General features: G+C 38.0%; 29 protein-coding genes and 3 pseudogenes. 20 read left to right on the forward strand and 12 right to left on the reverse strand.

Translation table 11 applies throughout. The features are described 5' to 3' along the window. Positions 1-97 precede the first annotated feature (97 nt). Positions 98-508, forward strand: coding sequence for a hypothetical protein (locus FGL31_RS14505; protein WP_138092463.1), 411 nt, complete (start codon positions 98-100; stop codon positions 506-508). A 246-nt stretch (positions 509-754) separates the two neighbouring features. Here FGL31_RS14505 and FGL31_RS25875 read toward each other — a convergent pair whose 3' ends face one another. From FGL31_RS25875 to FGL31_RS25895, 5 genes are all read right to left on the reverse strand, one after another. Next, a complete protein-coding gene (locus FGL31_RS25875) occupies positions 755-1,072 on the reverse strand; it encodes a hypothetical protein (protein ID WP_232046775.1) in 318 nt (105 codons plus the stop codon). A gap of 139 nt (positions 1,073-1,211) precedes the next feature. After that, on the reverse strand, positions 1,212-1,421 hold the full coding sequence (locus FGL31_RS25880; protein ID WP_232046776.1) for a hypothetical protein: 210 nt from the start codon (positions 1,419-1,421) through the stop codon (positions 1,212-1,214). 2 nt (positions 1,422-1,423) lie between these two features. Then, entirely contained in the window at positions 1,424-1,735 is a 312-nt protein-coding gene (locus tag FGL31_RS25885; protein WP_232046777.1) for a hypothetical protein, read from the reverse strand. 111 nt (positions 1,736-1,846) lie between these two features. Next, positions 1,847-2,149: a hypothetical protein gene (locus tag FGL31_RS25890; RefSeq protein ID WP_232046778.1), complete on the reverse strand. Its 303-nt coding sequence runs from the start codon at positions 2,147-2,149 to the stop codon at positions 1,847-1,849. After that, positions 2,097-2,339 (reverse strand): AAA family ATPase, encoded by a 243-nt coding sequence (locus tag FGL31_RS25895; RefSeq protein ID WP_232046779.1) that lies wholly within the window; start codon positions 2,337-2,339, stop codon positions 2,097-2,099. The genes FGL31_RS25890 and FGL31_RS25895 overlap by 53 nt, the downstream gene beginning before the upstream one ends. A gap of 129 nt (positions 2,340-2,468) precedes the next feature. On the opposite strand from FGL31_RS25895, the gene FGL31_RS14515 reads away from it, so the two are divergent. The 6 genes and pseudogenes from FGL31_RS14515 to FGL31_RS14530 form a co-directional block, all read left to right on the forward strand. Continuing rightward, on the forward strand, positions 2,469-3,095 hold the full coding sequence (locus tag FGL31_RS14515) for a sprT domain-containing protein (protein ID WP_138092465.1): 627 nt from the start codon (positions 2,469-2,471) through the stop codon (positions 3,093-3,095). A gap of 43 nt (positions 3,096-3,138) precedes the next feature. After that, positions 3,139-3,891 carry a protease-associated domain-containing protein gene (locus FGL31_RS25900; RefSeq protein ID WP_232046780.1) on the forward strand — a complete coding sequence of 251 codons (753 nt, stop codon included), beginning with the start codon at positions 3,139-3,141 and terminating at the stop codon, positions 3,889-3,891. Between the two features lie 71 nt (positions 3,892-3,962). Continuing rightward, positions 3,963-4,214, forward strand: coding sequence for a M28 family peptidase (locus FGL31_RS28125; RefSeq protein ID WP_262709134.1), 252 nt, complete (start codon positions 3,963-3,965; stop codon positions 4,212-4,214). Next, the gene (locus tag FGL31_RS25905; protein WP_262709135.1) at positions 4,171-4,809 is read left to right on the forward strand and encodes a M28 family peptidase; all 639 of its coding nucleotides are present in this window, start codon (positions 4,171-4,173) and stop codon (positions 4,807-4,809) included. Before FGL31_RS28125 ends, FGL31_RS25905 begins: the two co-directional genes overlap by 44 nt. A gap of 253 nt (positions 4,810-5,062) precedes the next feature. Then, positions 5,063-5,275 (forward strand): hypothetical protein, encoded by a 213-nt coding sequence (locus FGL31_RS25910; RefSeq protein WP_232046781.1) that lies wholly within the window; start codon positions 5,063-5,065, stop codon positions 5,273-5,275. 142 nt (positions 5,276-5,417) lie between these two features. Further along, a pseudogene (locus tag FGL31_RS14530) lies at positions 5,418-6,937 on the forward strand (IS1182 family transposase); the annotation flags it as partial. 475 nt (positions 6,938-7,412) lie between these two features. Here FGL31_RS14530 and FGL31_RS14535 read toward each other — a convergent pair. From FGL31_RS14535 to proS, 4 genes are all read right to left on the reverse strand, one after another. Further along, complete coding sequence (locus FGL31_RS14535) at positions 7,413-7,667, reverse strand: hypothetical protein (protein ID WP_099370226.1); 255 nt, start codon at positions 7,665-7,667, stop codon at positions 7,413-7,415. A 74-nt stretch (positions 7,668-7,741) separates the two neighbouring features. Continuing rightward, a complete protein-coding gene (locus FGL31_RS14540) occupies positions 7,742-8,899 on the reverse strand; it encodes a cystathionine gamma-synthase (protein ID WP_262709251.1) in 1,158 nt (385 codons plus the stop codon). Positions 8,900-8,920: 21 nt separating this feature from the next. Then, positions 8,921-9,709 (reverse strand): NAD-dependent epimerase/dehydratase family protein, encoded by a 789-nt coding sequence (locus tag FGL31_RS14545; RefSeq protein ID WP_138092469.1) that lies wholly within the window; start codon positions 9,707-9,709, stop codon positions 8,921-8,923. A gap of 9 nt (positions 9,710-9,718) precedes the next feature. Further along, on the reverse strand, positions 9,719-11,191 hold the full coding sequence (gene proS / locus FGL31_RS14550; RefSeq protein ID WP_099370223.1) for a proline--tRNA ligase: 1,473 nt from the start codon (positions 11,189-11,191) through the stop codon (positions 9,719-9,721). Positions 11,192-11,367: 176 nt separating this feature from the next. Here proS and FGL31_RS14555 point away from each other — a divergent pair, with 176 nt between their 5' ends. Continuing rightward, positions 11,368-12,540 (forward strand): DUF3300 domain-containing protein, encoded by a 1,173-nt coding sequence (locus FGL31_RS14555; protein WP_138092471.1) that lies wholly within the window; start codon positions 11,368-11,370, stop codon positions 12,538-12,540. A gap of 209 nt (positions 12,541-12,749) precedes the next feature. Further along, complete coding sequence (locus FGL31_RS14560; RefSeq protein ID WP_138092473.1) at positions 12,750-14,048, forward strand: OmpP1/FadL family transporter; 1,299 nt, start codon at positions 12,750-12,752, stop codon at positions 14,046-14,048. 198 nt (positions 14,049-14,246) lie between these two features. On the opposite strand, the gene FGL31_RS25915 is transcribed toward FGL31_RS14560, so the two are convergent. Continuing rightward, a complete protein-coding gene (locus tag FGL31_RS25915) occupies positions 14,247-14,846 on the reverse strand; it encodes an NfeD family protein (protein WP_446677083.1) in 600 nt (199 codons plus the stop codon). A gap of 240 nt (positions 14,847-15,086) precedes the next feature. Then, positions 15,087-15,596, reverse strand: a complete 510-nt coding sequence (locus FGL31_RS25920; protein WP_232046783.1) for a Clp protease/crotonase-like domain-containing protein — start codon at positions 15,594-15,596, stop codon at positions 15,087-15,089. 119 nt (positions 15,597-15,715) lie between these two features. Here FGL31_RS25920 and FGL31_RS14570 point away from each other — a divergent pair, with 119 nt between their 5' ends. The 3 genes and pseudogenes from FGL31_RS14570 to FGL31_RS14580 all read left to right on the forward strand — a co-directional run bounded on the left by FGL31_RS14570 (position 15,716) and on the right by FGL31_RS14580 (position 17,969). Next, entirely contained in the window at positions 15,716-16,381 is a 666-nt protein-coding gene (locus FGL31_RS14570; RefSeq protein WP_138092475.1) for a hypothetical protein, read from the forward strand. 231 nt (positions 16,382-16,612) lie between these two features. Then, positions 16,613-17,221, forward strand: a complete 609-nt coding sequence (locus tag FGL31_RS14575; protein WP_138092477.1) for a LysM peptidoglycan-binding domain-containing protein — start codon at positions 16,613-16,615, stop codon at positions 17,219-17,221. Between the two features lie 114 nt (positions 17,222-17,335). Then, positions 17,336-17,969: pseudogene (locus FGL31_RS14580) on the forward strand (uridine kinase family protein). Between the two features lie 236 nt (positions 17,970-18,205). Here FGL31_RS14580 and FGL31_RS14585 read toward each other — a convergent pair. Then, positions 18,206-19,428 (reverse strand): annotated as a pseudogene (locus tag FGL31_RS14585) (MFS transporter). Positions 19,429-19,522: 94 nt separating this feature from the next. Here FGL31_RS14585 and FGL31_RS14590 point away from each other — a divergent pair. From FGL31_RS14590 to FGL31_RS14625, 8 genes are all read left to right on the forward strand, one after another. Then, complete coding sequence (locus FGL31_RS14590) at positions 19,523-20,044, forward strand: hotdog fold domain-containing protein (RefSeq protein WP_138092479.1); 522 nt, start codon at positions 19,523-19,525, stop codon at positions 20,042-20,044. Between the two features lie 11 nt (positions 20,045-20,055). Then, positions 20,056-20,481, forward strand: a complete 426-nt coding sequence (locus tag FGL31_RS14595) for a transposase (RefSeq protein WP_099370215.1) — start codon at positions 20,056-20,058, stop codon at positions 20,479-20,481. A gap of 10 nt (positions 20,482-20,491) precedes the next feature. Next, entirely contained in the window at positions 20,492-21,136 is a 645-nt protein-coding gene (locus FGL31_RS14600; protein WP_138092481.1) for an SCO family protein, read from the forward strand. Further along, positions 21,136-21,423: a c-type cytochrome gene (locus tag FGL31_RS14605; protein WP_138092483.1), complete on the forward strand. Its 288-nt coding sequence runs from the start codon at positions 21,136-21,138 to the stop codon at positions 21,421-21,423. The genes FGL31_RS14600 and FGL31_RS14605 overlap by 1 nt, the downstream gene beginning before the upstream one ends. A 631-nt stretch (positions 21,424-22,054) precedes the next feature. Further along, entirely contained in the window at positions 22,055-22,309 is a 255-nt protein-coding gene (locus FGL31_RS14610) for a TetR/AcrR family transcriptional regulator (protein WP_138092485.1), read from the forward strand. Positions 22,310-22,349: 40 nt separating this feature from the next. Then, the gene (locus FGL31_RS14615; protein ID WP_138092487.1) at positions 22,350-22,634 is read left to right on the forward strand and encodes a hypothetical protein; all 285 of its coding nucleotides are present in this window, start codon (positions 22,350-22,352) and stop codon (positions 22,632-22,634) included. Between the two features lie 5 nt (positions 22,635-22,639). Further along, the gene (locus tag FGL31_RS14620) at positions 22,640-23,971 is read left to right on the forward strand and encodes a TolC family protein (protein WP_138092489.1); all 1,332 of its coding nucleotides are present in this window, start codon (positions 22,640-22,642) and stop codon (positions 23,969-23,971) included. A gap of 43 nt (positions 23,972-24,014) precedes the next feature. After that, positions 24,015-25,172, forward strand: coding sequence for an efflux RND transporter periplasmic adaptor subunit (locus FGL31_RS14625; protein ID WP_138092491.1), 1,158 nt, complete (start codon positions 24,015-24,017; stop codon positions 25,170-25,172). Positions 25,173-25,184 lie beyond the last annotated feature (12 nt).

Genomic DNA, 25,184 nt, shown 5'->3' on the forward strand with positions numbered 1-25,184 from the left:
TGATTTTGTAATAGATTTTAAACTTTCTTCAATCTTATACGTCTTTATATATAAGAATAAGAAAAAACGAAATTATTTACTAATAACATTACCACACATGAAAAAAATTTTATTAGCATTAGCTATTGGGACAGCCTCTCTAGTAGGTTTGAGTTCTTGTACTAAGGAATATGTAACAAATTATCTTCCAGGGGTCAGTTACTATGAACCATTAGCATCAGGTGATTGGACTAGAAATGAACGAAACAATTTTACTGCGGTTATTCCTGTTCCAGAATTGGATCAACAATATTATGAAGATGGAGAAGTGAGTGTTGCAATCCAATTTGAGGATCAGAAAGGCACTTTTCATAATATTCCTTCAGAAGGAATTAACGGTCATGGATACAATGCTTCTTATAAAATTGGAGAAGTTATACTTTATGCAGTTGATCTTGATAATTTGAATCAAGCTCCAAAAGCCATGCGGGTTAAGATTGTGTTAACCGATGCTGAAATAGGAAACTAAAGAAACTAAAAAAAACAGGCCCTTCGACTGCGCTCAGGGACCTGTTTTTTTAGTTTGAGATTCTTTTATTACTAAGCTTTCCTTATTAAGCTTAATGTATTAAAAATCTTATTTTTTTAGCTAGCGACTCTCTTTTATTCCAGGCATTTTATTTCAGCATTTCTTTAGCATGTTGAATTGCCGTATCTTCAGGATTGGCCCCACTCAGCATTTGTGCTATTTCCAAGACCCTTTCCTCAGTATTCATCAGCACATATTGGATTTTGTCTTATTTCCTTTATCTTCTTTATAAACTTTAAAGTGGCTATTACCTTGGGATGCTATTTGAGGTAAATGCGTAATGCTAATTACCTGCATGTTTTCTGCCAGTTCTTCCATCAACTCCCCTACTCTCAGTGCGACCTCCCCAGAAATACCTGTGTCGATCTCATCAAATATGATGGTTGGTAATGCTGATGTCTTTGCCACCAAAGATTTTATTGCCAACATCACCCTTGAAAGCTCACCGCCGGATGCGACCTTATGGATAGGTTGCATAGACTGACCTTTATTTGCCGAAAACAAAAATGACACTTCATTTTTGGCCTGTAGATTTGAAATCTTTCAATGTTGACATTTCAACTTTTAATTGGGCATGTGGCATTCCTACCCCTAGCCAAAACATCCTGTACTTCTTTTTCAACTACTTTAGTGGCCCTTGGTTCTATTTTTGGTCCAAGAGTTCTGCTTGCTTAGAAATTTCCTGAAGCAATTTTTCAATCTTAGTTTTAAGCAGTTCAATTTGTTCCTCTTGGGAATCAGTGGCTTGGAGCTTATTTTCGAGCTCAGCCTTAAGATCCAATAATTCTTTTACTGTCGCTACACGATGTTTCTTCTGTAAATCATATAGAATAGACAACCTGTCATTGACCAAAGTCAGCCCCTTTCTTCATCCATCATGACACTATCAGCTACTTGTTCAACCTCAGCACTTAAATCCTTTAGTTCAATGAGCGTGCTTTGAAGACGATCAACCAAAGATTCTGATGATGGAAGATATCGAACTCCATTCTGCAATGATGTATGCACTTGTTTTAGGCTATCCAGGACATTGATTTCTCCGTCTTGAAGTTGTGAACTTGCTGCATGGAAGTGTCTTTTGATTTCCTCAGCGTTCTCCCAATTGGGACTGTTCTGCTTCCAAATCCTCCTGCTCAGTTTCCTGCAAATTAGCATGGTCCAATTCATTGAACACAAATTGTTGGTAATCAGATTCTAACCTTGCTTTTTGAAGGTCTTCTTCCAAAATTTTTCAATTCAGAAATTGCTTTTTTATATTCTTGGTATTTCTTTTTATAGTCAAATAACAAAAGATTGATTTTGAGCAACTGTATCTAAAACAAGTAGTTGAAATGATTCAGTATTGATTTGCAGCGTAGCATGCTGGGAATGGATATCAATCAATTTTTCACCTAGGACTTTTAAAGTTTGTAAAGTTACCGGCGTATCATTGACAAAAGCTCTGGATTTACCATCTGCATGAAGTTCTCTACGGATCAGACTTGTGTCTTCATAATCTAAATCTAAGGAGTTGAATAGATCCTGAAGATTATAGTCCCTTGATAAAGAAATGGCCTTCGATGATACACTTCCTGGATTCATCAAAGAAATGCTTGCTTTCTGCTCTATTTCCAAGGATCAACCCCAATGCACCCATAATAATGGATTTACCAGCTCCGGTTTCACCTGTTATAATATTGAGTTTTTCGTCGAAATTTATATCTAATGCATCAATCAATGCATAGTTTTTTATCTGTAGTTTGCTTAACATCCGATCTTTTCTGATTAGCAATCCAATCTTTTTGAGCTGAAAGCAAATAGAATGGATTGTTATTCATCAAATATAAATAATTCTGCATCCAAGCTAAAATTAAGCTCTTAATATTATAAATTCTCCAAAAAACTGATATGTTTGTATTTCATGCCGGATTTTAGCAAACAGTTAAGTAAGTATATTCCATCTACCGCCGCTCCTATTATTTCCGAATGGATCAATGATACCGGCTGTAGGTTTAAGGTAACTCGTTCCAGGGCATCTAAACTGGGAGATTACCGTTCTCCATTTAAAAACGAACCCCATCAGATCACGATCAATCATGATTTGAATCCGTATTCATTTCTTATTACGACGGTACATGAGTTTGCACATCTGAAGACTTGGCAATTGCACAAGAATAAGGTCAAACCTCATGGTTTGGAATGGAAGAATAATTTTAAAAGTTTGATGGACCCATTTATCAAACTGAACTTATTTCCGGAAGACATCCATTTTGCATTGACCAAATATATGAGCAATCCAGCTGCATCAAGTTGTACGGATTTAACTTTATATAAGGTTCTGAAATCGTATGACAAGTCGGAGAGTGAGATGGTAACGATTGACACGATTGAATTTAACAGTTACTTCAGTATCAAAAACGGTCGGGTTTTCCAAAAACTGGAGAGGCTGAGAAAAAGATACAAATGTCTAGAAGTTAAGACTCAAAGGATTTATTTATTTCACCCGATAGCAGAAGTGTTACCTGTTGATATAAAATCAAATTCTTAAATTGCAAAGACCAAATAATCTAATCAAGAATAATTTACAAATCATGATGAACAACAAACTATTTATTGGAGCTGCCCTATTGCTTGGACTGGCGTCTTGTAAATCGGGGGTCGAAAGTTCTTCCTACGACAAAAACAGCCTAGATTCTTCAGCAACTGCGGCAATTACAGAAGAAAGTTACAAAGCATATGTTGCAAAATTATCCTCAGACGAATTTTTAGGACGCAAACCCTTTAGTAAAGGAGATACTTTAACCGTAAATTATATACAAGATCAATTTAAGGCATTAGGTGTTGAGCCCGGTAATGGGGATTCATATTTTCAGGAGGTGCCGATGGTTGAGATCAGTTCGAAACCTGTTGATCCAAACTTGACCTTCAAGGGTAAAAATGGAGATCTTACTGCTAAATATCTTGATGATTATGTTATTGGCACGCCGCAGATGGCGGATCAAATAGATGTAGAAAACACAGAATTGGTGTTTGCAGGATTTGGTATCGTGGCGCCAGAATATAAATGGAATGACTATGAAGGATTGGATGTCAAAGGTAAAACCGTCGTAGTGATGGTATCTGATCCTGGACGCTATGACAAAAACTTATTTAAAGCAGATACGATGACTTATTATGGTCGTTGGATTTATAAGTTTGAAGAAGCCTCACGCCAAGGTGCCACCGGTATATTATTGATCCATGAAACTGAAGCTGCTAGCTATGGATGGAATGTTGTAAGAAGTGGTTGGACAGGCCCTCAACTTTCGTTGGTTCCAGAAAAACAAAGGTGCAAATTTAAGTAAATTTCAAGGCTGGGTAAGTACAGAGACTGCCAAAAAAATTATTTCAGATTGGTGGCTTGAACCTCGATGTTATGGAGCAGGCAAAGAAACCAGGCTTTAAAGCCGTACCAATGAATGTTTCTACGAGTGTAAAGTTGAAGAATAGCTTTAGGGAATCAAAATCTAATAATGTAATCGGAACCATTAAAGGCACGAAACGTCCTGACGAAACTATTATTTATACTGCACATTGGGATCATTTAGGAATTGGTGAAGCTTCCAATGGCGATTCTATTTTCAATGGCGCAATTGACAATGCGACTGGTGTTGCTGCACTTTTTTGAATTGGCAAAAGCATTTAAAGCTGCAAAAGTTCAACCTGAACGCAGTATCGTATTCTTGGCAGTTACTGCTGAGGAACAAGGTTTGTTAGGTTCTCAGTACTATGCTGAACACCCAATCTATCCATTGAACAAAACCGTTGCAAACCTAAACATGGATTCGTTCAATCCTGTTGGTGCTATGAACGGATTTAGAGTTACGGGTACTGGACAGACTGAACTTGAGGATTACGCTATCTTATCTGGCGCTAAATTTAACCGTAAGTTGGTACCGGAGGGAAGTCCGACATCTGGTGGTTTCTATCGTTCTGACCATTTCAATTTTGTTAAAGTTGGAGTACCTGGATTATATATGGGTAGTGGTGGTGACTACCTTGAATCTGACACAACAATCATCAAAAAACGCCAAGAAGCATTAGCAGGTCGCTATCACGCGGTAACTGATGAGCTGGATGACCACTGGAATTTTGATGGAATCTTAGCTGATATCCGTCTATTCTTTGACATTGGTTACACTTTGAGCATGGATACTATCTTTCCTAACTTTAAAGCAAAATCAGAGTTTAAAGAATTAGGCGACAAACGACTTTCAAAATAGTATATTTGTGATATTGTATAAATTGAAACTATCTTAAGAAATGAAACACTTACATTCTACCCTTGCAATTATTTTTGTTAGCCGCATTAATAATTGTCATCCTTATCACGTTAGCTAATTACTTTGGTAACAAGGCTTACAACAGAAAAAATTGCATTAATTGGATTGATTACTGCTCATTTGCAACTCGTAGTTTGGTTTAATCGTTTACTTTACTTCAGGTTTAGGCTTAGCTAGCTTTTCAGGCGCAAACATGAAAGTAGCGTCTTCAAGATTCTATTTCTTAGAACACCCACTGATGATGATCATTGCTATTATCTTGATTACCATTGGTTACTCTAAGTCAAAGAAAATCTTGGATGCTAAGAAAGCGAACCAGACGGTTTTGATTTTCTACATTATAGCATTGATTTTGATATTGTCAAGAATTCCATACCCGGTTGGTAGCTGGTCGATATTCAACTAGGACCTCTGATTGGAATGATATAGAAGATGGGGCTGTCTAAAAAGGTCTCTTAAAAAAATAACCCCGTCATTAAAAAATGGCGGGGTTTTTCTGTTTTTTTGTCCTCAAGATTTTGTATCTTAAGGTGCACCCAAAAAACAATATGGCAAACATACAATTCAAAGCGCTTCCATCCAATAGTCCGAGTCTTTTTCCTGAGAATATTTTAGACCGTATCCCCTTGAACCATCCGGTTCGTTTGGTGAGTCAGGTTGTTGACCAGTTGGATCTGGAACATATCATCCGTCAGTATAAAGGCGGAGGCACGACCAGTTTCCATCCCAGGATGCTCATCAAGGTACTGTTCTACGCGTATCTGAGCAATATCTATTCTTGCCGCAAGATCGAGCGCGCCCTGCACGAGAACATCCATTTCATGTGGCTTTCGGGCAACAGTACGCCGGATTACCGTACGATCAATTATTTCAGGGGAAAGCGTCTTAAGGACAGATACAGGAGCTGTTTGCCAGTATCGTTCGGATGCTGCATGACATGGAGTATGTCAGCCTGAAAGTCCAGTATGTAGATGGTACCAAGATCGAATCGGCCGCCGGTCGCTATACCTTCGTTTGGAAGAGATCGATCGAGAAGAACAAGGTAAAGCTGGAGGCGAACATCGCTTCGGTCCTTTCGGATATCGATGCACAGATCAGCCAGGACCAATCTTCATTAGGGGATCAGCAAGTCAGCAAGGCCATCGATAGTGCCCAGCTGAAGGAAAAGATCAGAGCGATCAATGCCAAGCTCAAAGGAGTGGATAGATCCACCGATAGGCAGCTGAGGAAGCTTGAAGACGACTATCTGCCCCGATTGCAGAAATATGAGGAGCAACTGGAAGTACTGGGAGATCGCAACAGTTATAGCAAGACCGATACCGATGCCGTGTTTATGCGGATGAAAGAGGACCACATGAAAAATGGCCAGCTTAAACCGGCCTACAATACCCAGATCAGCACCGAAGACCAGTTCATCACCCATTATAGCATCCATCAAACGGCCGCAGATACCACAACCCTGCCCGAACACCTGGAAGGCTTTGAGTCCCATTACGGAAAACAGAGTGAATCCATCGTCGCAGATGCCGGATATGGTAGCGAGCAGAACTACGAGCTGATGGAAGGACAGGGTATAACCGCTTTTGTGAAGTACAATTACTTCCATATGGAACAGAAACGCAAGCATAAACAGGATCCTTTCTCGGTACAGAACCTATATTACAACCAGCAGGATGACTATTATGTATGTCCGGCCGGACAGAAGCTCAGCTTTATCGGTCATGCAACCAGAGTCAGTGCCAACGGATACACTGCCCGGGTCAGCTGTTACCAGGCTCGGCGATGCGAAGGCTGCCCGATGCGGAGTGGGTGCCATAAAGCTACAGGCGATCGGCTCATTGAAGTGAACCACAGGCTCAATAAGCTCAAGGCTAAAGCCCGGGAAAGACTGCTGTCGGAAGAGGGAATGTACCATCGGAGCAAGCGACCCATAGAAGTGGAAGCCGTTTTCGGTCAGATGAAAAGCAACAACAGGTTTACCCGGTTCACAATGAAAGGTCTGGAGAAGGTCGCTGTGGAATTCGGTTTGATGGCCATTGCCCATAACCTCAGAAAATGGGCAAAAAAGTGGAAAGACAAAGCTTTTATCGGTAAAACCAGGTGGCAAAAACTCCCTGTTTGCGATAAATCAAGCCATCAACATGCTGAAAAGTACAAAACATCGACTTGCAGCCTAATATTGCTCATGAAATTATAATGGAGCTCCAGAAAGCTATAAAACAGAAGAAGGTGCCTTTTTAGACACCTTCATTTTTTTTTTGATGTAAAAGAGGGACTATGATTAATCTAATGATTGACTTTGATTAATGATGAAGAGGTAAAAGTATGGAACATGATTAATCTGATTAAGTGATTGACTATGATTATACAAAAAAGAAAATTGTATTTAAAAGAGTAAACCATATTTAGGTATCGTTGTCAATGTCTTATGTCTTATGTCTAGTGTCTAATGTCTCTTTTCTCATATCTCACATCTCATATCCAGATATAAACAAAAAGGGCACGAAAAAATTTTCATGCCCTTTTTGTTTATATCTGTAATATTATTTTTTGCTGAATCCTAAGATTGCGAAAACAACTCTGATTGCTAAGAAAGTAGCGACAAGTAATGCGATGTTAGCTACCCATGAGAATAAAGATCCCATTTGGTCTAGAGCTGGCACTACATCCGGTACAAAACGAATGAAAACACCTACTAATCCGATTGCAATTGCAATAGTTAAAGAAACATAATATTCAGTACGGTTTGCGTTATTGTCCGTATGTTTTGCTGGTCTTTCTACAGTTGTATTTTCCATAATTGATAATCTCCTATTAAAGCTGCACAAATGTACAAAAGTCTGTGTGCAAATAAAATAATAATTACAATAAATTAACGTGCTAATGCTTGTTCTAGGTCAGCTATTAAGTCGTCGGCATCTTCGACACCTACGGAGAGGCGCAAAAGATTGTCTACTACTCCTACTTTTTCTCTTGCTTCTTTGGGGATTGATCCATGGGTCATTGTTGCTGGATGGTTGATTAATGATTCAACGCCTCCCAAGGATTCTGCTAAAGTAAACACCTTGAAGCCTGAGGCAATACGGAAAGTTTCTTGAAGGTCTGCGTCTTTTAGGACGATTGACACCATTCCTCCAAAGTCACGCATCTGTTTCTTGGCGACATCATGTCCTGGGTGATCTTCAAAACCTGGCCAATAGATTTTTTCAATCTTAGGGTGGTTTTTCAAGTATTCTGCTACTTTTCTTCCGTTCTCACAGTGTGCTTTCATGCGCAGGTGCAATGTTTTGATCCCTCTCAATACCAAGAATGCATCTTGAGGACCTGGTGTTCCACCACAAGCATTATAATAGAAGAATAATTTCTTATAAAGCTCTTCATCATTCATCACTAGAGCTCCCATTACTACATCAGAGTGTCCCCCCAAGTATTTAGTAACTGAATGCATTACGATATCTGCTCCTAAATCCAACGGGTTCTGTAAATATGGTGAAGCAAAGGTATTGTCAACAGCGTATAGAATACCTCTTTCCTTTGCAATCTTTCCAATTGCTTCGATATCTGCCAACTTTAACGTAGGATTAGTTGGAGTTTCTACCCAGATCAATTTGGTTTTATCCGTTACGGCATCTGCTACGGCTTGATTATCCGATGTGTTTACGAACTTGAACTTAATTCCCATAGGCTCATAAACCTTAGTAAAGATACGGTAGGATCCACCATAAAGGTCATCCCCTGTTACTACTTCATCTCCTGGTTGTAGGAGTCTCAGTACGCAGTCTGTTGCTGCCATTCCGCTTGAGAATGCTAGGCCAAATTTTCCGTTTTCCAAAGCTGCGATACAATCTTCCAATGCTTTACGAGTCGGGTTTGTTCCTCGAGAGTATTCGTAGCCTTTATGATCGCCTGGTGCTTTCTGTTGGTAAGTTGATGTTTGATATATAGGTGTCATTACGGCACCTGTAGAAGGATCTGCCTCCTGACCGGCATGAATTGCCTTGGTTGCAAATTTGTAATTCATATGTTCTATTTTGTTGTTTGAGCTAAGTTATTAAAAATCTAATGGAGAAGGATATTTAAACTGGTAATTCAACAAATTGGTGATTTTATCAGCGACTATTACCTTCTGGAAACTATCTTTTGGATCAAAAGATGAAGGGTAACTGTACATGTATTTTTGTGCACTCTTCAAGATGACCTCTTTTTTTGAAGGATGTTCTGGCGCAACCAAGTTGTAATATCCTATGGGAAGGTTTGTTTCCAAAGATCGTTCGATTATTCCAATGACATCATCGAGATGGATAAAATTTGCTGGCTGATCTCCCGTGGTTACTACCTTATCTTGGAAATATTTACCAAAAATTCTGTTTTTCCCAAATAGTCCGCCTAATCGGAATGTGGAACTAAAAGGTAGGCTCATCATTTTCTTTTCAGCAATTCTTAGTTTTTGGGTCATCAATTCTTCTTGATTGAAGGTTTCGTCGAAGGTCCCATCGATATCTGGATAGACACCTACTGAACTTAAGAAAATATGCTTTTTATAATTTATAAAACTGAGTGCATTAAATACAAAAGAGAATCGATGTTCGATTTCTGCTTCTGAATTTCTTTGTGTTGCTGGAATGGAATTGATGACCGCATCAAATGAAATATCAACTGGGAGATCCACAGAAAGATCACGGTCGAAATCATGTATATAGGCAAAAATACCATCGTTTATTAGACGATGGTATTTTTCCGGGGTTGTTGTAGTCACCCATACATTCCAACCTTTTCCTTTGAGCTGATAAGCAAGCTCCTCACCTACCCATCCACAACCCAATATCAATAGGTTTTTCATATTATTTCTTTAATATGCTTTCGCAAATAATACTCTTTGTTTTGAAGGTTTACCAGTGAAGATACAAACACCTTCTTCTTCTTTTGAATCCAAAGGGATACAACGAATAGTTGCCTTAGTTTCTTCTTTCACTCTTTTTTCTGTTTCTACTGTTCCATCCCAATGTGCAGAAATAAAGCCACCTTTTTCTTCAAGTACTTTTTTGAATTCATCATAAGAATTGACTTCAGTGATATGCTCATCACGGAAAGTCAAGGCTTTATTATAGATATTTTCTTGGATTTCATCCAAAAGGGCTGCTATTCTATCTGGTAGGCCAGCCTGTTGAACAGTTTCTTTTGTTTGTGTATCACGGCGGGCAAGCTCAACTGTTCCATTTTGCATATCACGAGAACCCAAGGCTACGCGCAATGGCACGCCTTTTAATTCCCATTCTGCAAACTTGAATCCTGGTCTTTGGGTATCTCTATCATCATATTTAACGCGGATATCCAATTGTTTCAATGCTGCTGTCAGTTGTTCTACGTAAGCATCCAAGTTAGCTTTTTCTTCATCAGTTTTATATATTGGAACAATAACCACTTGAGTTGGTGCCAATTTTGGAGGAAGGACTAATCCTTGGTCATCGGAGTGTGCCATAATCAAGGCACCCATCAAACGAGTTGATACGCCCCATGATGTAGCCCATACGTAATCCAATTTACCTTCTTTAGATGTAAACTTGACATCAAATGCTTTTGCGAAGTTTTGTCCCAAGAAGTGAGATGTTCCGGCTTGCAGAGCTTTACCGTCTTGCATCAATGCCTCAATACATAAGGTATCAATTGCCCCTGCGAAACGTTCGTTTTCAGTTTTTCTGCCTCTTACTACAGGAACTGCTAAAGTACCTTCGGCAAAATCGGCGTATACCTCCAACATTTGCTGTGCTTCCGCGATAGCTTCATCAGAAGTTGCGTGGGCAGTATGTCCTTCTTGCCAAAGGAATTCTGCAGTACGCAAGAACAAACGCGTACGCATTTCCCAACGAACCACATTTGCCCATTGGTTTACCAGTATTGGCAGGTCGCGATATGATTCGATCCATCCGCGGTATGTATTCCAGATAATTGTTTCAGAGGTTGGACGAACGATCAATTCTTCTTCTAATTTTGCATCTTCGTCGACGATGATATTTCCAGAACCGTCATTTTTTAATCGGTAATGAGTCACGACAGCACATTCAGTTGCGAAACCTTCTACGTGAGAAGCTTCTTTAGAGAAGAAAGATTTGGGGATAAATAAGGGGAAATAGGCATTAGAGTGGCCAGTTTCTTTAAATCTTTTGTCAAGAACAGCTTGCATTCTTTCCCAGATTGCATAACCATATGGTTTTATCACCATACATCCTCTTACAGCAGAGTATTCAGCGAGGTCTGCTTTAATTACTAAATCATTGTACCATTGTGAATAATCTTCACTACGGCTGGTTATCCCTTTACTCATTCGAAAAATAAAATTGACATTTGTAAAAAATCGGGGTTTTTAGGTACTTTAACACCATTTATCACCAAAGCAAAAAATAATTAGTAATTTTGATTGGTAGATTAAACCCTGACGATAAAATCGGGTCTAAGATAATAATTAATGACTGTAATATCGAATTTAACTGTTTTAGAATCATGAAAAACAACAAGATATTTTTGGGAGGGTTAGCAATCGCGTTTGCTGGATTAATCAGCTCCTGTTCGACCACAAGTCGTACAGTTTATCGTGATGATGTCTATAATAACCAAGACTCGCGATCTGTTTACCAAAGTCCCGATTACTACTATACTGATGGCGAAGAAGAGCAATCTATCGCACAATCAGACTATTATGCCGACGAGTACTCTGACCAAGATTACGTTGAGGGCGGCGTTGAAGAATTAGAATATGCAAACCGAATCAATAGGTTCTATTATAATACACCAGGAATGATGTATTATGATCCATGGTTTGATCCTTGGTACGGCTATTCTGGATTTGGCCTAGGTTGGAATTCAGGTTTTGGCTGGTCACTAGGATTTGGTTGGGGCAATCCTTATTATGGCTTAGGCATGGGATGGGGCTATCCATACTACGGTTATGGATGGGGATCATCTTACTATGGCTGGGGCAATTACTGGGGACCTAACTCCTACTACAGCTATTGGGGACATCCTTACTACGGTGGTGGATACTATGGAAATGGATACTACGGAGGAAACTATTATGGCAACAGACGCCAAGCATCTGGAAGAAGTTACTCTTCTAACTATGCTCCAAGATCAAATGGAGCTAGAGTAAGCAGAGATGCGAGTGGCAGATTTGTCAATAGCAGATCAGGTGTTGCTTCAGGTAGAAGTGGATCAAGAACTGATGGAACTGTTAACAGAACTCCTTCATCAAGATCAGGGTCAAGAACCGATGGAACTATAAATAGAACTCCTTCATCGAGATCAGGATCAAGAACCGATGGAACTATCAACAGAACTCCTTCATCAAGATCAGGATCAAGAACTGACGGAACTATCAACAGAACTCCATCATCAAGATCAGGATCAAGATCTAGTGGTACTATCAACAGAACCCCATCTTCGAGATCGGGATCAAGATCAAGTGGTACTATCAATAGAACTACTCCATCAAGATCATCAGCTCCAAGCACAAGATCTACACCAAGTAGACAATCTACACCATCACGTTCAAGCGGAAGTTTTGACCGTGGAAGTTCAAGCGGTGGTGGATTCAGCAGAGGAAGCTCTGGCGGTGGATCGTCATCTAGAAGTTCTGGCGGTGGCGCATCTTCAGGAAGAAGCGGAAGTAGACGTTAATAAACACGAAATATGGTTATAGCCAATATAAAATTATATTGGCTATCTCTTTTTATATGAATCAGATCAGAATATGAAAAAAATTTTACTATCCTTAACCTGTCTTGCATTAGCATACAATTATTCAAATCTTCAAGCCCAATCGTTATCTGACAACGCTCTTATTATATCTCGTGATCTAAACTCTGGTACGGCAAGGTTCAAAAGCCATGGGCGGTGTTAACACAGCTCTGGGAGGAGATATCAGCTCTATTTCTGGAAATCCTGCAGGTCTTGGATTTTACGGACAATCGGATGTTTCTGTCAGTTTAAATTATCTGAATAATATCAATAAAGCTTCTTTTTATGGCAATAGCATCTCTCAAAATCAAGGTAAATTCGGTTTTGAAAATGCAGGTATTGTTATAAACTATCCAACAAATAATAATCCTGATTATGGATGGCAAAATTTCAACATTGGTCTAGGAATAGATCAGCACAACAATTTTACCGACAATTTAAAATACTCAGGAATTAACAATCAAAATTCTATAGTAAACTCCTTTACTGAAATCATGAATGGCAATAAGGAATTTGCTGATGATTTTTGGAACTCATATTTGGTAGATCAGGCTGATGGTAAACCCTATTTCCCTACCGTATTGGAAGCCGACGAGAAGAACCAGCAGATGGACATGATAACAACCGGATATAAGTATAACACTAATATATCTTTTGGTGCTAATTATGGGAATAAATTCTATATAGGTGCTAAATTCGGTTTTACATCTTTCAAGTATGATTCAAAAAGCACATTCTTAGAAAAAGGGTGGACAAAAACCGCGGGCGAAATTTTAGCTGAAAACCCTCAGTCAGATTTTGGCAAGCCCAATAATTCGGCATATGAATACACTGATATCAGCTATGACCTTCAGGATTTCAATGATTTAACCCTAAAAGGGACAGGTGTGAATTTCGGATTAGGTATGATTTTTAAGCCTACTTGGGACTGGAACATTGGTGTTAACATTACCACTCCGACATGGACCGAAGTTCAGGAGGTAAGTGACGTAGAGACGTGGGTAGATTATTATAAAGATGAAAACAGCACAACCAGTTTACATGAAGGGTATGGTTCTAAAAATTACGGACAAACATTCGACTATGCGATTATTTCTCCTTGGAAAACATCGGTAGGTCTGACAAAGTTCTTTGGCAGAGGGTTATTGTCGGCAGATTTAGAATACGTGAATTATTCTTCAATTAAATATAGAGAGATGATTTTGGATTCTGATCCTACTTTGGAAAGCCAATTGACGAATGAAATTCAAGAAAGTTTTAAAGGAGCATTTAACTTTAAAATTGGGGGAGAATTTTTGTTCACTGATAGATTAGCAGCAAGGGCAGGATTTCATCTAATAGGATCTCCTTATAAAGGTGATTCGCAAAGCGATTATATTGCGAGCTTAGGCTTAGGATATGTATTAACAAAATCTCTCTATGTTGATCTTACGGGGATGCCAGTATAAACAATTCAATTATTCTACAAACCCTTATGCATTCAATAACTTGAACAGTCCACTTCCTACTGCAGACGTTAAAAATACAAGAACAAATGTTGTATTGACTTTAGGAGCTAAATTCTAGAAGGCAATATTAGATAAAATTTAAGAGGCTATCCAAAAATTGGATAGCCTCTTTTTTTTGAAAGTTAGCATCAATTTACTTTATGCCTTTCTTTCAGAAAGTTTCCTAACGAATAGATTATAGTTTTCATGTTTTTCAACATATATTTCTTCACCAACATCGATATAGCTGTCTAGTGCGACAGCATCATACCATACATTGTCAATTTCTATTTTTCCTCCGGGCCGTAATACGGTTTTGGTAACACCTACCTTATTGATTAGGTTAGGTTTTGCTACAGAAGAAGTATATCCTTCTGTTGCTTTTTGTTCGTCTTCCAACACCAATTTTTTAAAAGTTGGGGACTGTAGGACATTTTTTCCAAAGATCACCATCAACACGATGGTCAAGATCATGGCTCCTATTACGATAATAAATGAATTCATTAATAATCCTGGTTGGGTAAGTTTAAAATCAAAATAGTCATTAGCTACCATTGAGAAAGCTAATCCGCATAAAACTAATATAATTCCTGCAATTCCGGCGACACCAAATCCTGGGATTACAAATATTTCCAGGACGAGGAGAATAACTCCGAGGACAAAAATTGCAATTTCCCAATTATCAGCCAATCCCTGTAGATACAGTGGCGCAAAGAACAAGGCACCACAGATCAAAGCTACCACTAATGCGAAACCGATACCTGCGTCTGGAGTTCAAAGTATATTCCTCCAATAATACCCATGATCAGAAATCCACTGACCAAAGGATTGATTAAGAGTGCTATCAAATGGTCTACCATGTTATTTGGTGTTCTGTTACACTTGGTTTTTCGATATTTAAATCAGGGAAAATTTCAGCTTTATTTTTGATTTCTTTTTTGGCAAGGCCAATTTTCACTGCTTCAGCTGCTGTTAGCGTCAATAATTTTCCATCTTCTTTTAATGCAGGGATTGATATTGCGGGATCGACAAAGGCTTCGCAACCTTAGCATCCCTACCTTTTGCTTCTGCTGTCGCGCGCATCAAGCCGCGCATATAAGATTGATACTTTTCGGGCAGTATTTCTCCGTTTTGGTTAACTACAGATGCAGCACCTAAGCTTGCACCGGAGTGCATGTAAATATAATCTGCTGCTAATGAGATCAATGCCCCTGCAGAGGCAGCATTATTATTAACATATACAATAGTTTTGAACCCATTGTCGTTTAATAGGCTAGAACGAATAGAATCTGCGAAGTTTAGAGCTCCTCCATAGGTATTAAGATCAATCAATAAGTACTCAGATTTATTTTGTTTAGCCTGCTTAATAGCATTTTTCATGGTACGCCAAGCATTGGGTCCGATATCTTCCTTTATAGGCACAGAATACACTGACTGTCCGAAAGAGTGAATGCAAGACATCAAGCATATGAATAGAATACCTAAAATGTATTTAGTAGTTTTGTTCATAATAGTTTTTTTAACCGAATTTGTTTGTCATCGGATGACTAAATATACGATAAATAAAATTTTCGAAAAAGCATTCCCGACGAATATCTGGAAAATCGAAATAACTCCAATAAAACCCTATGTTGCTCGTAGAAACTAGGGATGTGGAGACTACTTTAGCGTCTTTTTTTGTATTCGATTTCGAAGGGAATTGCTTGATGTCTCCGTGTCAAGCAGATGGTAAAGAATGGACTTTGGACTCCATCCAAGATGGATATATGATTTTAAAGCGAATCGGAGAACAAACACCGGTTCAAGAAGGCATCCAAATTATCCAAATCCTGAATAATGAAGTTATCTTCCACAGCTACGAATTCGTTTTGTTAGATGTGTTTAATGGATTTATTCATGCTCGTCATCGAAGTATTTCTTCTGGAGAAAGCATTGCTATTGATATTCATAACGGAGAATACTCAAGTTCTGCGGAACGTATTTTTGACATGGCAAGTAACAAAGTCCAATACCCAGTAACCTATCAGCAGACACCAAGGTTTCTAAAACATGAACATACTGTTGGGCCGCTATGGTTGAGCAAATGTGGGCATCACTTTCTTTGGTGTTACCATAAAAAAAACAAAGATCGATTTGACTTATGTTTGGCAACTAGTAATTTAAACCAGATACTAGATCAACAAGTCATATTGAAGGATATGGAGAAAATGATACCCCAACCCTATTTTCAATTGGGGAATCAAGTGTTCTTTATGTCTTTTAACAAGAGGGAAATTGTATCATATTTAGTATAATTGCAATCAATGATGAGAGAACGATTATTCAACAAGTCTATTAAAAAGACTTTAATTATATTTTTCTGCCACTTTTTTATTCGCTGGAGTCTCTCTAGCTCAGGCACAATCCAACACAGCAAGTACAAAAACTACCGTTAAAATGGGAAAACCTTTCTCGAACATTCGGTTACTTCAAAAGACACTTATTACCAACTAAGTAGAATTTATGGGGTTCCTGTTAAGGATATTATGAACGCCAATAATAAGAAGAATCTAAGGGTTGGAGATGCTGTTTTCATACCTGCCAAAGAAGAAGCTAAAAAAGAAGAACCCAAAAAGGAAATCGCAAAAACAAATTCTTCAAATGAAGGTGATTCGCGAACTTTGGGCAATCCCAATAGTGAGACCATTCAGGCAAAAATCCTAACAGAGTATAAAGTAGGAAACAATGAAACCTTATATTCTATTGCAAAGCGTTTTTCTACCACTGTTGATAACATAAAAAAACTGAACAGTTTGAATACGGACACTGTTCGTGAGGGCCAGACTCTTAAGATACCTGACGGCAATGTTGTTGTTGTTCAGAAAGAAACCGCTCCTGCGGCAATCAATATTCCAATACCGGATAATCTTTCCAAGGAAGAGATAGAATTTGAAACCAATCGATACGGTATCCGTGAGAAAAAAGAAAAAGGAATTGGTATCTGGATGGAAAATTTAGAATCTGGAGGTAGGAGCAACCTTGCTTTGCATAGAACAGCACCTGTAGGAACGATTCTAAAAATTACAAACCCATTGACAAAAAGTGTTACCTTTGCCAAAAGTTGTAGGAAAATTCTCCGATACATCAGAAAGTAGGGATGCCATTGTGATCCTTTCAAAATCTGCTGCCTCATATATCGGGGCCTTGGATAAAAGATTTCTGATTGAAATCGCCTACGGCGCACCAGTAAATTAGTGCAAATTTTAGAAATGGACAAACCATACGTAATTGGAATCGCAGGAAGTAGCGGTTCTGGCAAAAACATTCTTTTTAAAAAGCTTTTTAAATCATTTTTCTGAAGAAGAAGTTACCTTGATTTCTCAAGATGACTATTATATTCCCGCCAACACCAAAAACAAGGGAAGAAAACAGGCTTTATAATTTTGGACTTGCCTACCTCTATCGATAGAGAAGCATTTTATCATCATATTAAAGAATTGTTTGATGGGAATACCGTATTCCAAAAAAGAATATACTTTTAACAATCCTGATTTGACTCCAAAAATGCTCCAGATAAACCCTGCCCCTATTTTGGTGGTTGAAGGATTGTTTATCTTTCATTATGAAGAGATCAACGAGCTCCTGGATTATAGGATATTCTTGGATGCTGATGAACCGATTGCACTGGAAAGAAGATTGAGAAGAGACCTTATTGAGAGAGGATATGACCACGATGATGTGATGTATAAGTGGATTAACCATGTTGTTCCATCCTACAATCAATATCTTCTTCCACACAGGGAGGAGTGTGACTTGGTTATCCACAATAATATTGATGACCCACAGATCATTCAGGCCTTCACCAATGATATTGCATTAGAATTACGAAAAATAATAGGTTAATTATTTTTAATTAATCTAAATTACTATATTTGGCAGCATGTTTGAGACGATGATTAAGCTGCAGGTTTTGGAAAACAATCCCTTTGAAGACCAAAGGGCCAATTCTCCGTTTAATCCAAATGGGGATGCAACGTTTAAGAAGTGCTGTAAAAAAGTACAAAAAAGGCAAGCGTTGCAAAAAATGTCCTGGCAGAAGCGAGTAATATCACAATATTCTACTACCTGCTTTTAATTTTCTATTCTTCCACATAATCTAGATCCTTATCAAAACTTTCTTTAAGTCTCGACAGAGCAAAGATGGCGATAAGGGAAAGCATGACAATCATGATCATAGCTGCTGGAATTATACCGAACCAATTCACAAAGACTCCATATAATAATGTTGAAGGTATCAAGGCTCCTCTTACAAAATTTGGGGGCAGTTGTTGTTACTGTAGATCGAATATTTGTTCCAAACTGCTCTGCAGCGATTGTAATAAATGTTGCCCAATATCCGACTCCCAATCCCATTAGAAACGCAAGCCACAGAAATTCATTTTCTGTTATACCTTGTCTAGTCAAATAAATACAAGAAAATAGCAAGATCATTATTTGATAGATCAAGACCACTTTTCTTCTTGATTTAAATATCTGCGCTAGCCATCCTGCCAAGAAATCACCCAAGGATATTCCTAGGTAAGTGAACATCACTCCTTTACCAGCACTTAATGCAGATTGAGCGTTTAATGCTTGTCCGATTTCGGGGGCTTGGGTTACCAATACTCCTACCACAAACCATATCGGCAATCCTATACATAAACAATAAATATATCTTTTTAGTCTTTCTGCATTATTGAAAAGCATAGAGATTTTTTCCTTTTTGGACGTTCTTATTTTCTAAAGAGGAAAACATACCTGACTCCAATACCCCTACCCGCATAAACAATAATAAAATTCCCATTCCTCCCCCAACAAAATAGGCAGTTCTCCAACTGAACCATTCTGAAATAAAATACGCCAAAATAGCTCCTAAGACTCCGACTCCAGCCACGATCCATGGTTCCGTAACCTCTCTTCTTGCGATGCATAGACTCAGAAACCAGAGTAATCCCAGCTCCCAGTTCACCTGCTAAACCTATTCCTGCGATAAATCGAATAATACCATATGTTGTGACATCGTGCACAAAGCCATTTGCAATATTTGCAATGGAGTACAATAAAATGGAGCCAAACAAGACTTTGAGCCTACCGTATTTGTCCCCCAGCACTCCCCATATGACTCCACCGATCAAGAGTCCTCCCATCTGCATGTTAAGGACAAATTCGCCCTTACTGCGCATTTGGTCAGCAGGTACTCCAATATCTGTAAATGATTGTATACGAACTATTGAAAAGATAATGAGGTCATAAATATCAACAAAGTAGCCCAATGCAGCCACGAAATCAATACCCAAACGTGCTTATTCGGTTTTTGGCTCATTCATAAATCAGGAATATTTATTGAATATAGGGTACATATTCTTTATTACAATAGAGAGATGGATTTTCTTAGAAATTAGCTGTATTTTATCGGCATGAAAGTATCTCCAAATACTTTAAAATGGGGTTTGAGATTATACCCACCATTCTTTTTCCAGCGCATTTGGGTTCGCAGGATAATGGATAGTTTCTTGGGTGCAGATGTAAAGATCAACAAGAGTATCTTAAATATCAATTCCAATAAATCCATATTTGGAGGAACAATTTTCTCTGCAATAGATCCCTTCTATCCCATTCTCTTAGATCAGTATTTCAAACACCAAGGAATCACCCGCACAGTTGCTTGGCTCAAAACTGCACACATTGACTATATCAAACCCGGCAGATTTGACCTAGAAGTTAGTATTCGGCTAAACCAAGATATTCTGGATGAAACATTGCACACGATCAAAAAGGAAGGAAAAGTAGTGCGTACCTTTCAAACTCAGGTTTTCGATAAACATGGAACGTTATGTGCCGTTGCCCATAATGAGATCTATATTCGGGACCTTGACTTCAATTTCGAAACATTAAACCCTGCTCCAACTCCTGCCGAGAACACGAGCATTGAATTATAATTTAATTAATCATGAAAAAATTAATCTTATTAGGCGCTGCTTTTTCCGTTGTTTTCGCTTCTTGTCAAAGCAAACAAGTTGAAAACAAAGATCAAAAACTTTCGGAACAGGCTATCGCCGTACATGATGAAATCATGCCGCAAATATCACACTTTGATAAGTCAACTATTGTTATCGATTCAGTGTTGACCAATTTGGCTACAATAAAGGAAACACAAACAACATTAGACACAGCAAAAACTCGGGTCGACCTGACAAATTTGAAAGATAGCATTGAAAATGCTACTGATAATATGATGACCTGGATGAAAGATTATGATCCTGAAAATGTTGATGAAACATATCAGCAAAAAGAAGTTGATAAAATCAACGCCATGAAAAATCAGTTTGACAGAGTTTCTGAAAACATTAAAACGTTATTAGCTCCATTCAATTAAAATCAATAAAATGAAAAAGTATATTGGCCAATCAATCATGGCCATTACGTCAGTATATCTATTATTCTCTTGTGGACCGACCGAAAGAAAATTGCCTATTTATGGCGAAAGGACTCCTGTAGAAAAGGAAGTGGATGGTAAAAAGATTGTAGACACAGTTTACCATACTATCCCTGACTTTTCCTTCTTGAATCAAGACAGCACTCTCCTGACTCAAGAATTCTTCAAGGACAAGATCTATGTTACTAATTTCTTTTTTACGCACTGCCCAAGCATCTGCCCTACCATGCAGCGCAACTTACTAAAGGCTTACGAAAAATACAAAGGCAACAATAAGATCGCATTCTTATCCCATAGTATTGATTTTAAATATGACCAGCCTTCTGTACTTAAGGATTATGCTACAAAACTTGGTGTCGATAATGACCAGTGGCAATTTGTTACAGGTAGTAAGGCGGATATCTATGGAATTGCTGAAAAATATATGGTCTATACGAAAGAGGACGAGAATGCTCCTGGCGGCTATGACCACCAAGGATATTTAGTTATCATTGACCCAGACAAAAGAATTCGGGGAGCATACGATGGTACAGATGACGAACAAGTCAAAAAACTATTGGAAGATTTGGATGTTATCCTAGCAGAATACAAATAATGACTCTTCGCTATTTATTAGGAACTTTAAGCTTTGTTTCCATGCTTTATTTTCTGTTTTCTTGTAATACAGATTTAAGCGTGGAAACGATGCAATATGCGACCAATGGTCAAAAACTTTACGTTACACATTGTCAGAACTGCCATGGTGCTAAGGGTGAAGGATTAGGTAAATTATATCCTCCTCTTACTGACAAGGTTTACTTAACTGAAAACCGCAGTAAATTGGCATGCATTGTTAAAAATGGCATGTCCGGTGAAATTAAAGTTAAACAATATTATTTTTAACCAACAGATGCCGGGAGTACCCCAACTCTCCTCTATTGACATTGCCTACGTACTGACTTATGTGACCACTTATTTCGGTGATAGCAAAAACTCATTTCAAACAAGAAGAAATCGAAAAATATTTGAAAGAGTGTGATTAATTTACTTTGATTAATTATGGTTGATTGAATAGATTATATTACCGAAAGGGGAACTATGATTAATCGTGATTAAATGATGAACATGATTTTAATCGGAAGCCGAAAAGGGAATTATGATTTATCATGATTGAATGATGAACATGATTATGATTGTAAGTCGGAATGGGAATTTAGGAGTCAAGTAATTATTTCTTCAGTGTCGCTTTTATTATCTAATGCATTAAAGCTAAAATTTTATTTGTAAGAAGTTGTTTTCTAGGGTTTTATATAGTTTTATAGAAAAAGAAAAAGGTTTTCAAACGGGGAGAATGAAAACCTTTAATAACCAATTATAAACCTAAATTATGATACGACAAAGGTAAGTGTAAAAACTACACACGTCAAGGGTAAATTGAATATTTAACAATTTCTTAACATTGGAAATCTTTATTATAGTTTATAACGAACACGTGACAAAATTACGTTAAAAAAAAGGTTACATTTGCAACCGAATGAACATTCAATTGACAGAAAAAAAAGAGCAAATTTTCTTTAGCACGCTCAAATTAATCAACATTCATGGTTTCCATGGATCACCTATGAGCAAGATTGCAAAAGATGCGGACGTCGCCGTCGGCTCGATCTACCATTACTTTCCTTCGAAGGAAGATTTAATCATTGAATTATACTGGTATTGTAAAGAAAAATTAAATGCTCATGTATTTTCCTCGGTTGATAGTACATTGCCTTACGAAACCAGGTTTTAAGCAGATCTGGAGGCACCTAGTCCTGTATTACCTAGACCATTTGGATCATTTTGGATTCTTGGAACAATTCTATGGTTCTCCTTTCTATGAGGGTATTAGAACAAACATCATCAAACAGAAATCAGAGAGGAATGTCTTACTGCATTTTTTGGATGAGGGAGTGAAATCAACACATTTGAAAGATTTGAATGTTCGATTATTAATCTCTGCGTATTTAGGAGTTGCTATCTCCTTGGTTAGAGGCTGTTTATATGAAAAATCTCAACCTACGGAATATGAACTTGACACGATGGTTGACATTATTTGGAACGGGGTTAAAAAATAATATATATGAATTTAAGAATTAAGGATTTATTACTTTATGTTTCCTTTACTGCGATCTCTGTAGGATCTGTATTTGCCCAAACGACAAATAGCTTAAACAGTAATGCCACTTTGGATGAACTCATCCAGTATGCATTGGAAAACAAAATCGAGGTCAAACAAGCAAAACTTGACCAAGAAATCGGTGAACGTGAGATTGCGTCAGCTCTTTCGGGTTGGTTCCCGCAAATCAATGCGAACGGAAGTTTGACACATTTCACACAGTTGCCAACAGCTAATATCAATGGCCAAAACATTGCAATGGGTATGAAAAACACGTCTGCCCTAACCTTTCAAGCGGATCAAGCAATCATTAACCCAGGATTGTTCCAAGCATCGAAAGCAGCGCAATATATCAGAAGACAGAATACCCTTGGTGTTGAAGATACTAAAATCAATACTGTAGTGGATGTGAGCAAGGCTTATTACGATATATTAACAAGCGAAGAACAAATAAATATTATCCAAGAAAACATCTCCAGACTAAACAGACAATATACTGAAGCAAATGCTAGATATGAAACTGGGTTGGTGGATAAGACAGACTATAAAAGAGCTCAAATCTCGTTGAACAATGCTAAAGCAGAGTTAAAAACCGCTCTTGAATTTAGAAAATATAAATATGATTATTTAAAAACTTTGTTGGGCATGAATCCAAATAATGGTCTTTCGCTTTCATTCGAAAACCAAAATATGGAGAATAATGTATTGATGGACACATCTGAAGTTCTTAATTATGCCAATCGAGTTGAAATCAGACAATTGCAAACCTTAAAAGATTTGCAAATTTTAAATACTCAGTATCAGAAATGGCAATTCCTTCCTCGCTTAAGTGCATTTGCGAATTATGGATTGAATTATCGGAACAATTCCTTTGCAGATCTATATGGCAATAATTTTCCTCAGTCGGGATTTGGTCTGAGCTTGACCTTCCCTGTGTTTCAAGGAGGAAAACGAATCCATGAAATCAGAAAATCCGAACTTCAAGAATCCAGAATTGATATGGACCTTGAAAACCTAGAAAATCAAATCGGGGCTCAATATTCTGCGGCGATGGCGAATTACCGTTCAAATATCAATGAATGGAGGAATGCAAAAGAAAACGTTGAACTTTCAGAAGAAGTTTACAATACTATAAAATTACAGTATGATGCTGGAGTTAAAACCTATTTGGAATTGATGACAGCAGAAACGGATTTAAAAACCAGTCAATTGAACTATCTAAACTCTTTATATGCTGTTATGTCTAGCAAACTAGATATCCAACAGGCTTTAGGTACGATAGCTATACAAAATTAAAGAACAACAACCTCAACAACTATACACAAGTAATTACAACAACATGAATTCGAATCGCATATTTTCAACAATACTTTTAGGCTCAGGTCTTTTCCTAACGGCTTGTGGCAATAAAGATGGCGCAAAGCAACAACAAGCAGCACAAATGCAAGCACAGGCTATGCCAGTTTCCATGGCCGTGGTACAAACTGAGGTTGTTACAGGTGAGCGTTCTTACCCTGCGAATGTAGTACCATTGCAGGAAACGGAAATCAGGGCTGAAGTTTCAGGATATCTCACTAATATCAGTGTAGCAGATGGTGCATTTGTATCGAAAGGTCAAAGATTATATGAAATTGATCGTGTTCGTTATGCAGCAGCAGTCGATCAAGCCAAAGCTAATCTAGAAATTGCAAGAGCAAACCTTGCACGAGTTGAGAAAGATTTACAACGTTATCAAACCCTTGCAGAAAAAGATGCGATTGCGAAACAGACCTTGGATTATGCAATGACTGATGTCAACAATCAGAAAGCACAAGTTCAAGCTGCTGAGGCTGCATTAACTACTGCAAGAGTAAACTTACAACGATCAAGTATCGTTGCTCCTTTTTCAGGTAATATTGGTATCTCACAGGTTCGTACTGGAGCTTTGGTTTCTGCGGGAACAACATTGTTAAATACCATTAGTTCTACTAATCCTATTGCTGTTGAATTCCAAATCAATGAAAAAGAAATTATGGAATTCAGTAATCTCCAATCGGGAAAATCTAGCACACAGATTAATCTAACATTACCAGATGCGAGTACTTATGGCTCCAATGGTAGGATTTCGACTATCGATCGTGCAGTAGATCCTCAGACTGGTACTTTAAAAGTTCGTGCTACATTTGACAACCCAAACAACACGTTGAGAGCAGGGATGAACTTGAATTTAAATGTATTGAGTACTTCTGCATCAGAACAAATCGTGATTCCTTACAGAGCTATATTCGAGCAATTAGGAACATTTAATGTATATGCCGTAACTGACAGCAATACTGTAGTCTTAAAACCAGTTACTCTTGGCCAAAAATTAGGCGATCGTGTAGTGATTGCTCAGGGTCTGGATAATGGAAATAAAATAGTTGTGGATGGTGTTACATCTTTGAAACAAGGAGCTAAAGTTGTAGACAAGGCTCAAATGAATCAACAACAACCGCAACCACAACAACCGACAAAATAAGTGCTGTCACCC

Source organism: Sphingobacterium daejeonense (genome assembly GCF_901472535.1).
In the GTDB taxonomy this organism is placed as follows: Bacteria; Bacteroidota; Bacteroidia; order Sphingobacteriales; family Sphingobacteriaceae; genus Sphingobacterium; species Sphingobacterium daejeonense.

Coding starts and splice junctions, on each gene's coding strand:
- FGL31_RS14545 (WP_138092469.1), bottom strand. CDS start 9,709: ATGAAAAACCTATTGATATTGGGTTGTGGATGGGTAGGTGAGGAGCTT.
- FGL31_RS14535 (WP_099370226.1), bottom strand. CDS start 7,667: ATGGAAAATACAACTGTAGAAAGACCAGCAAAACATACGGACAATAAC.
- FGL31_RS14625 (WP_138092491.1), top strand. CDS start 24,015: ATGAATTCGAATCGCATATTTTCAACAATACTTTTAGGCTCAGGTCTT.
- FGL31_RS14560 (WP_138092473.1), top strand. CDS start 12,750: ATGGGCGGTGTTAACACAGCTCTGGGAGGAGATATCAGCTCTATTTCT.
- FGL31_RS25920 (WP_232046783.1), bottom strand. CDS start 15,596: ATGAACAAAACTACTAAATACATTTTAGGTATTCTATTCATATGCTTG.
- FGL31_RS14605 (WP_138092483.1), top strand. CDS start 21,136: ATGACTCTTCGCTATTTATTAGGAACTTTAAGCTTTGTTTCCATGCTT.
- FGL31_RS14620 (WP_138092489.1), top strand. CDS start 22,640: ATGAATTTAAGAATTAAGGATTTATTACTTTATGTTTCCTTTACTGCG.
- FGL31_RS25905 (WP_262709135.1), top strand. CDS start 4,171: ATGGCGCAATTGACAATGCGACTGGTGTTGCTGCACTTTTTTGAATTG.
- FGL31_RS14590 (WP_138092479.1), top strand. CDS start 19,523: ATGAAAGTATCTCCAAATACTTTAAAATGGGGTTTGAGATTATACCCA.
- FGL31_RS14570 (WP_138092475.1), top strand. CDS start 15,716: ATGTTGCTCGTAGAAACTAGGGATGTGGAGACTACTTTAGCGTCTTTT.
- FGL31_RS14600 (WP_138092481.1), top strand. CDS start 20,492: ATGAAAAAGTATATTGGCCAATCAATCATGGCCATTACGTCAGTATAT.
- FGL31_RS14505 (WP_138092463.1), top strand. CDS start 98: ATGAAAAAAATTTTATTAGCATTAGCTATTGGGACAGCCTCTCTAGTA.
- FGL31_RS25885 (WP_232046777.1), bottom strand. CDS start 1,735: ATGAATTGGACCATGCTAATTTGCAGGAAACTGAGCAGGAGGATTTGG.
- FGL31_RS14575 (WP_138092477.1), top strand. CDS start 16,613: ATGAACGCCAATAATAAGAAGAATCTAAGGGTTGGAGATGCTGTTTTC.
- FGL31_RS14515 (WP_138092465.1), top strand. CDS start 2,469: ATGCCGGATTTTAGCAAACAGTTAAGTAAGTATATTCCATCTACCGCC.
- FGL31_RS25890 (WP_232046778.1), bottom strand. CDS start 2,149: ATGAATCCAGGAAGTGTATCATCGAAGGCCATTTCTTTATCAAGGGAC.
- FGL31_RS25900 (WP_232046780.1), top strand. CDS start 3,139: ATGATGAACAACAAACTATTTATTGGAGCTGCCCTATTGCTTGGACTG.
- proS (WP_099370223.1), bottom strand. CDS start 11,191: ATGAGTAAAGGGATAACCAGCCGTAGTGAAGATTATTCACAATGGTAC.
- FGL31_RS14610 (WP_138092485.1), top strand. CDS start 22,055: ATGAACATTCAATTGACAGAAAAAAAAGAGCAAATTTTCTTTAGCACG.
- FGL31_RS28125 (WP_262709134.1), top strand. CDS start 3,963: ATGGAGCAGGCAAAGAAACCAGGCTTTAAAGCCGTACCAATGAATGTT.
- FGL31_RS14595 (WP_099370215.1), top strand. CDS start 20,056: ATGAAAAAATTAATCTTATTAGGCGCTGCTTTTTCCGTTGTTTTCGCT.
- FGL31_RS25910 (WP_232046781.1), top strand. CDS start 5,063: ATGAAAGTAGCGTCTTCAAGATTCTATTTCTTAGAACACCCACTGATG.
- FGL31_RS14555 (WP_138092471.1), top strand. CDS start 11,368: ATGAAAAACAACAAGATATTTTTGGGAGGGTTAGCAATCGCGTTTGCT.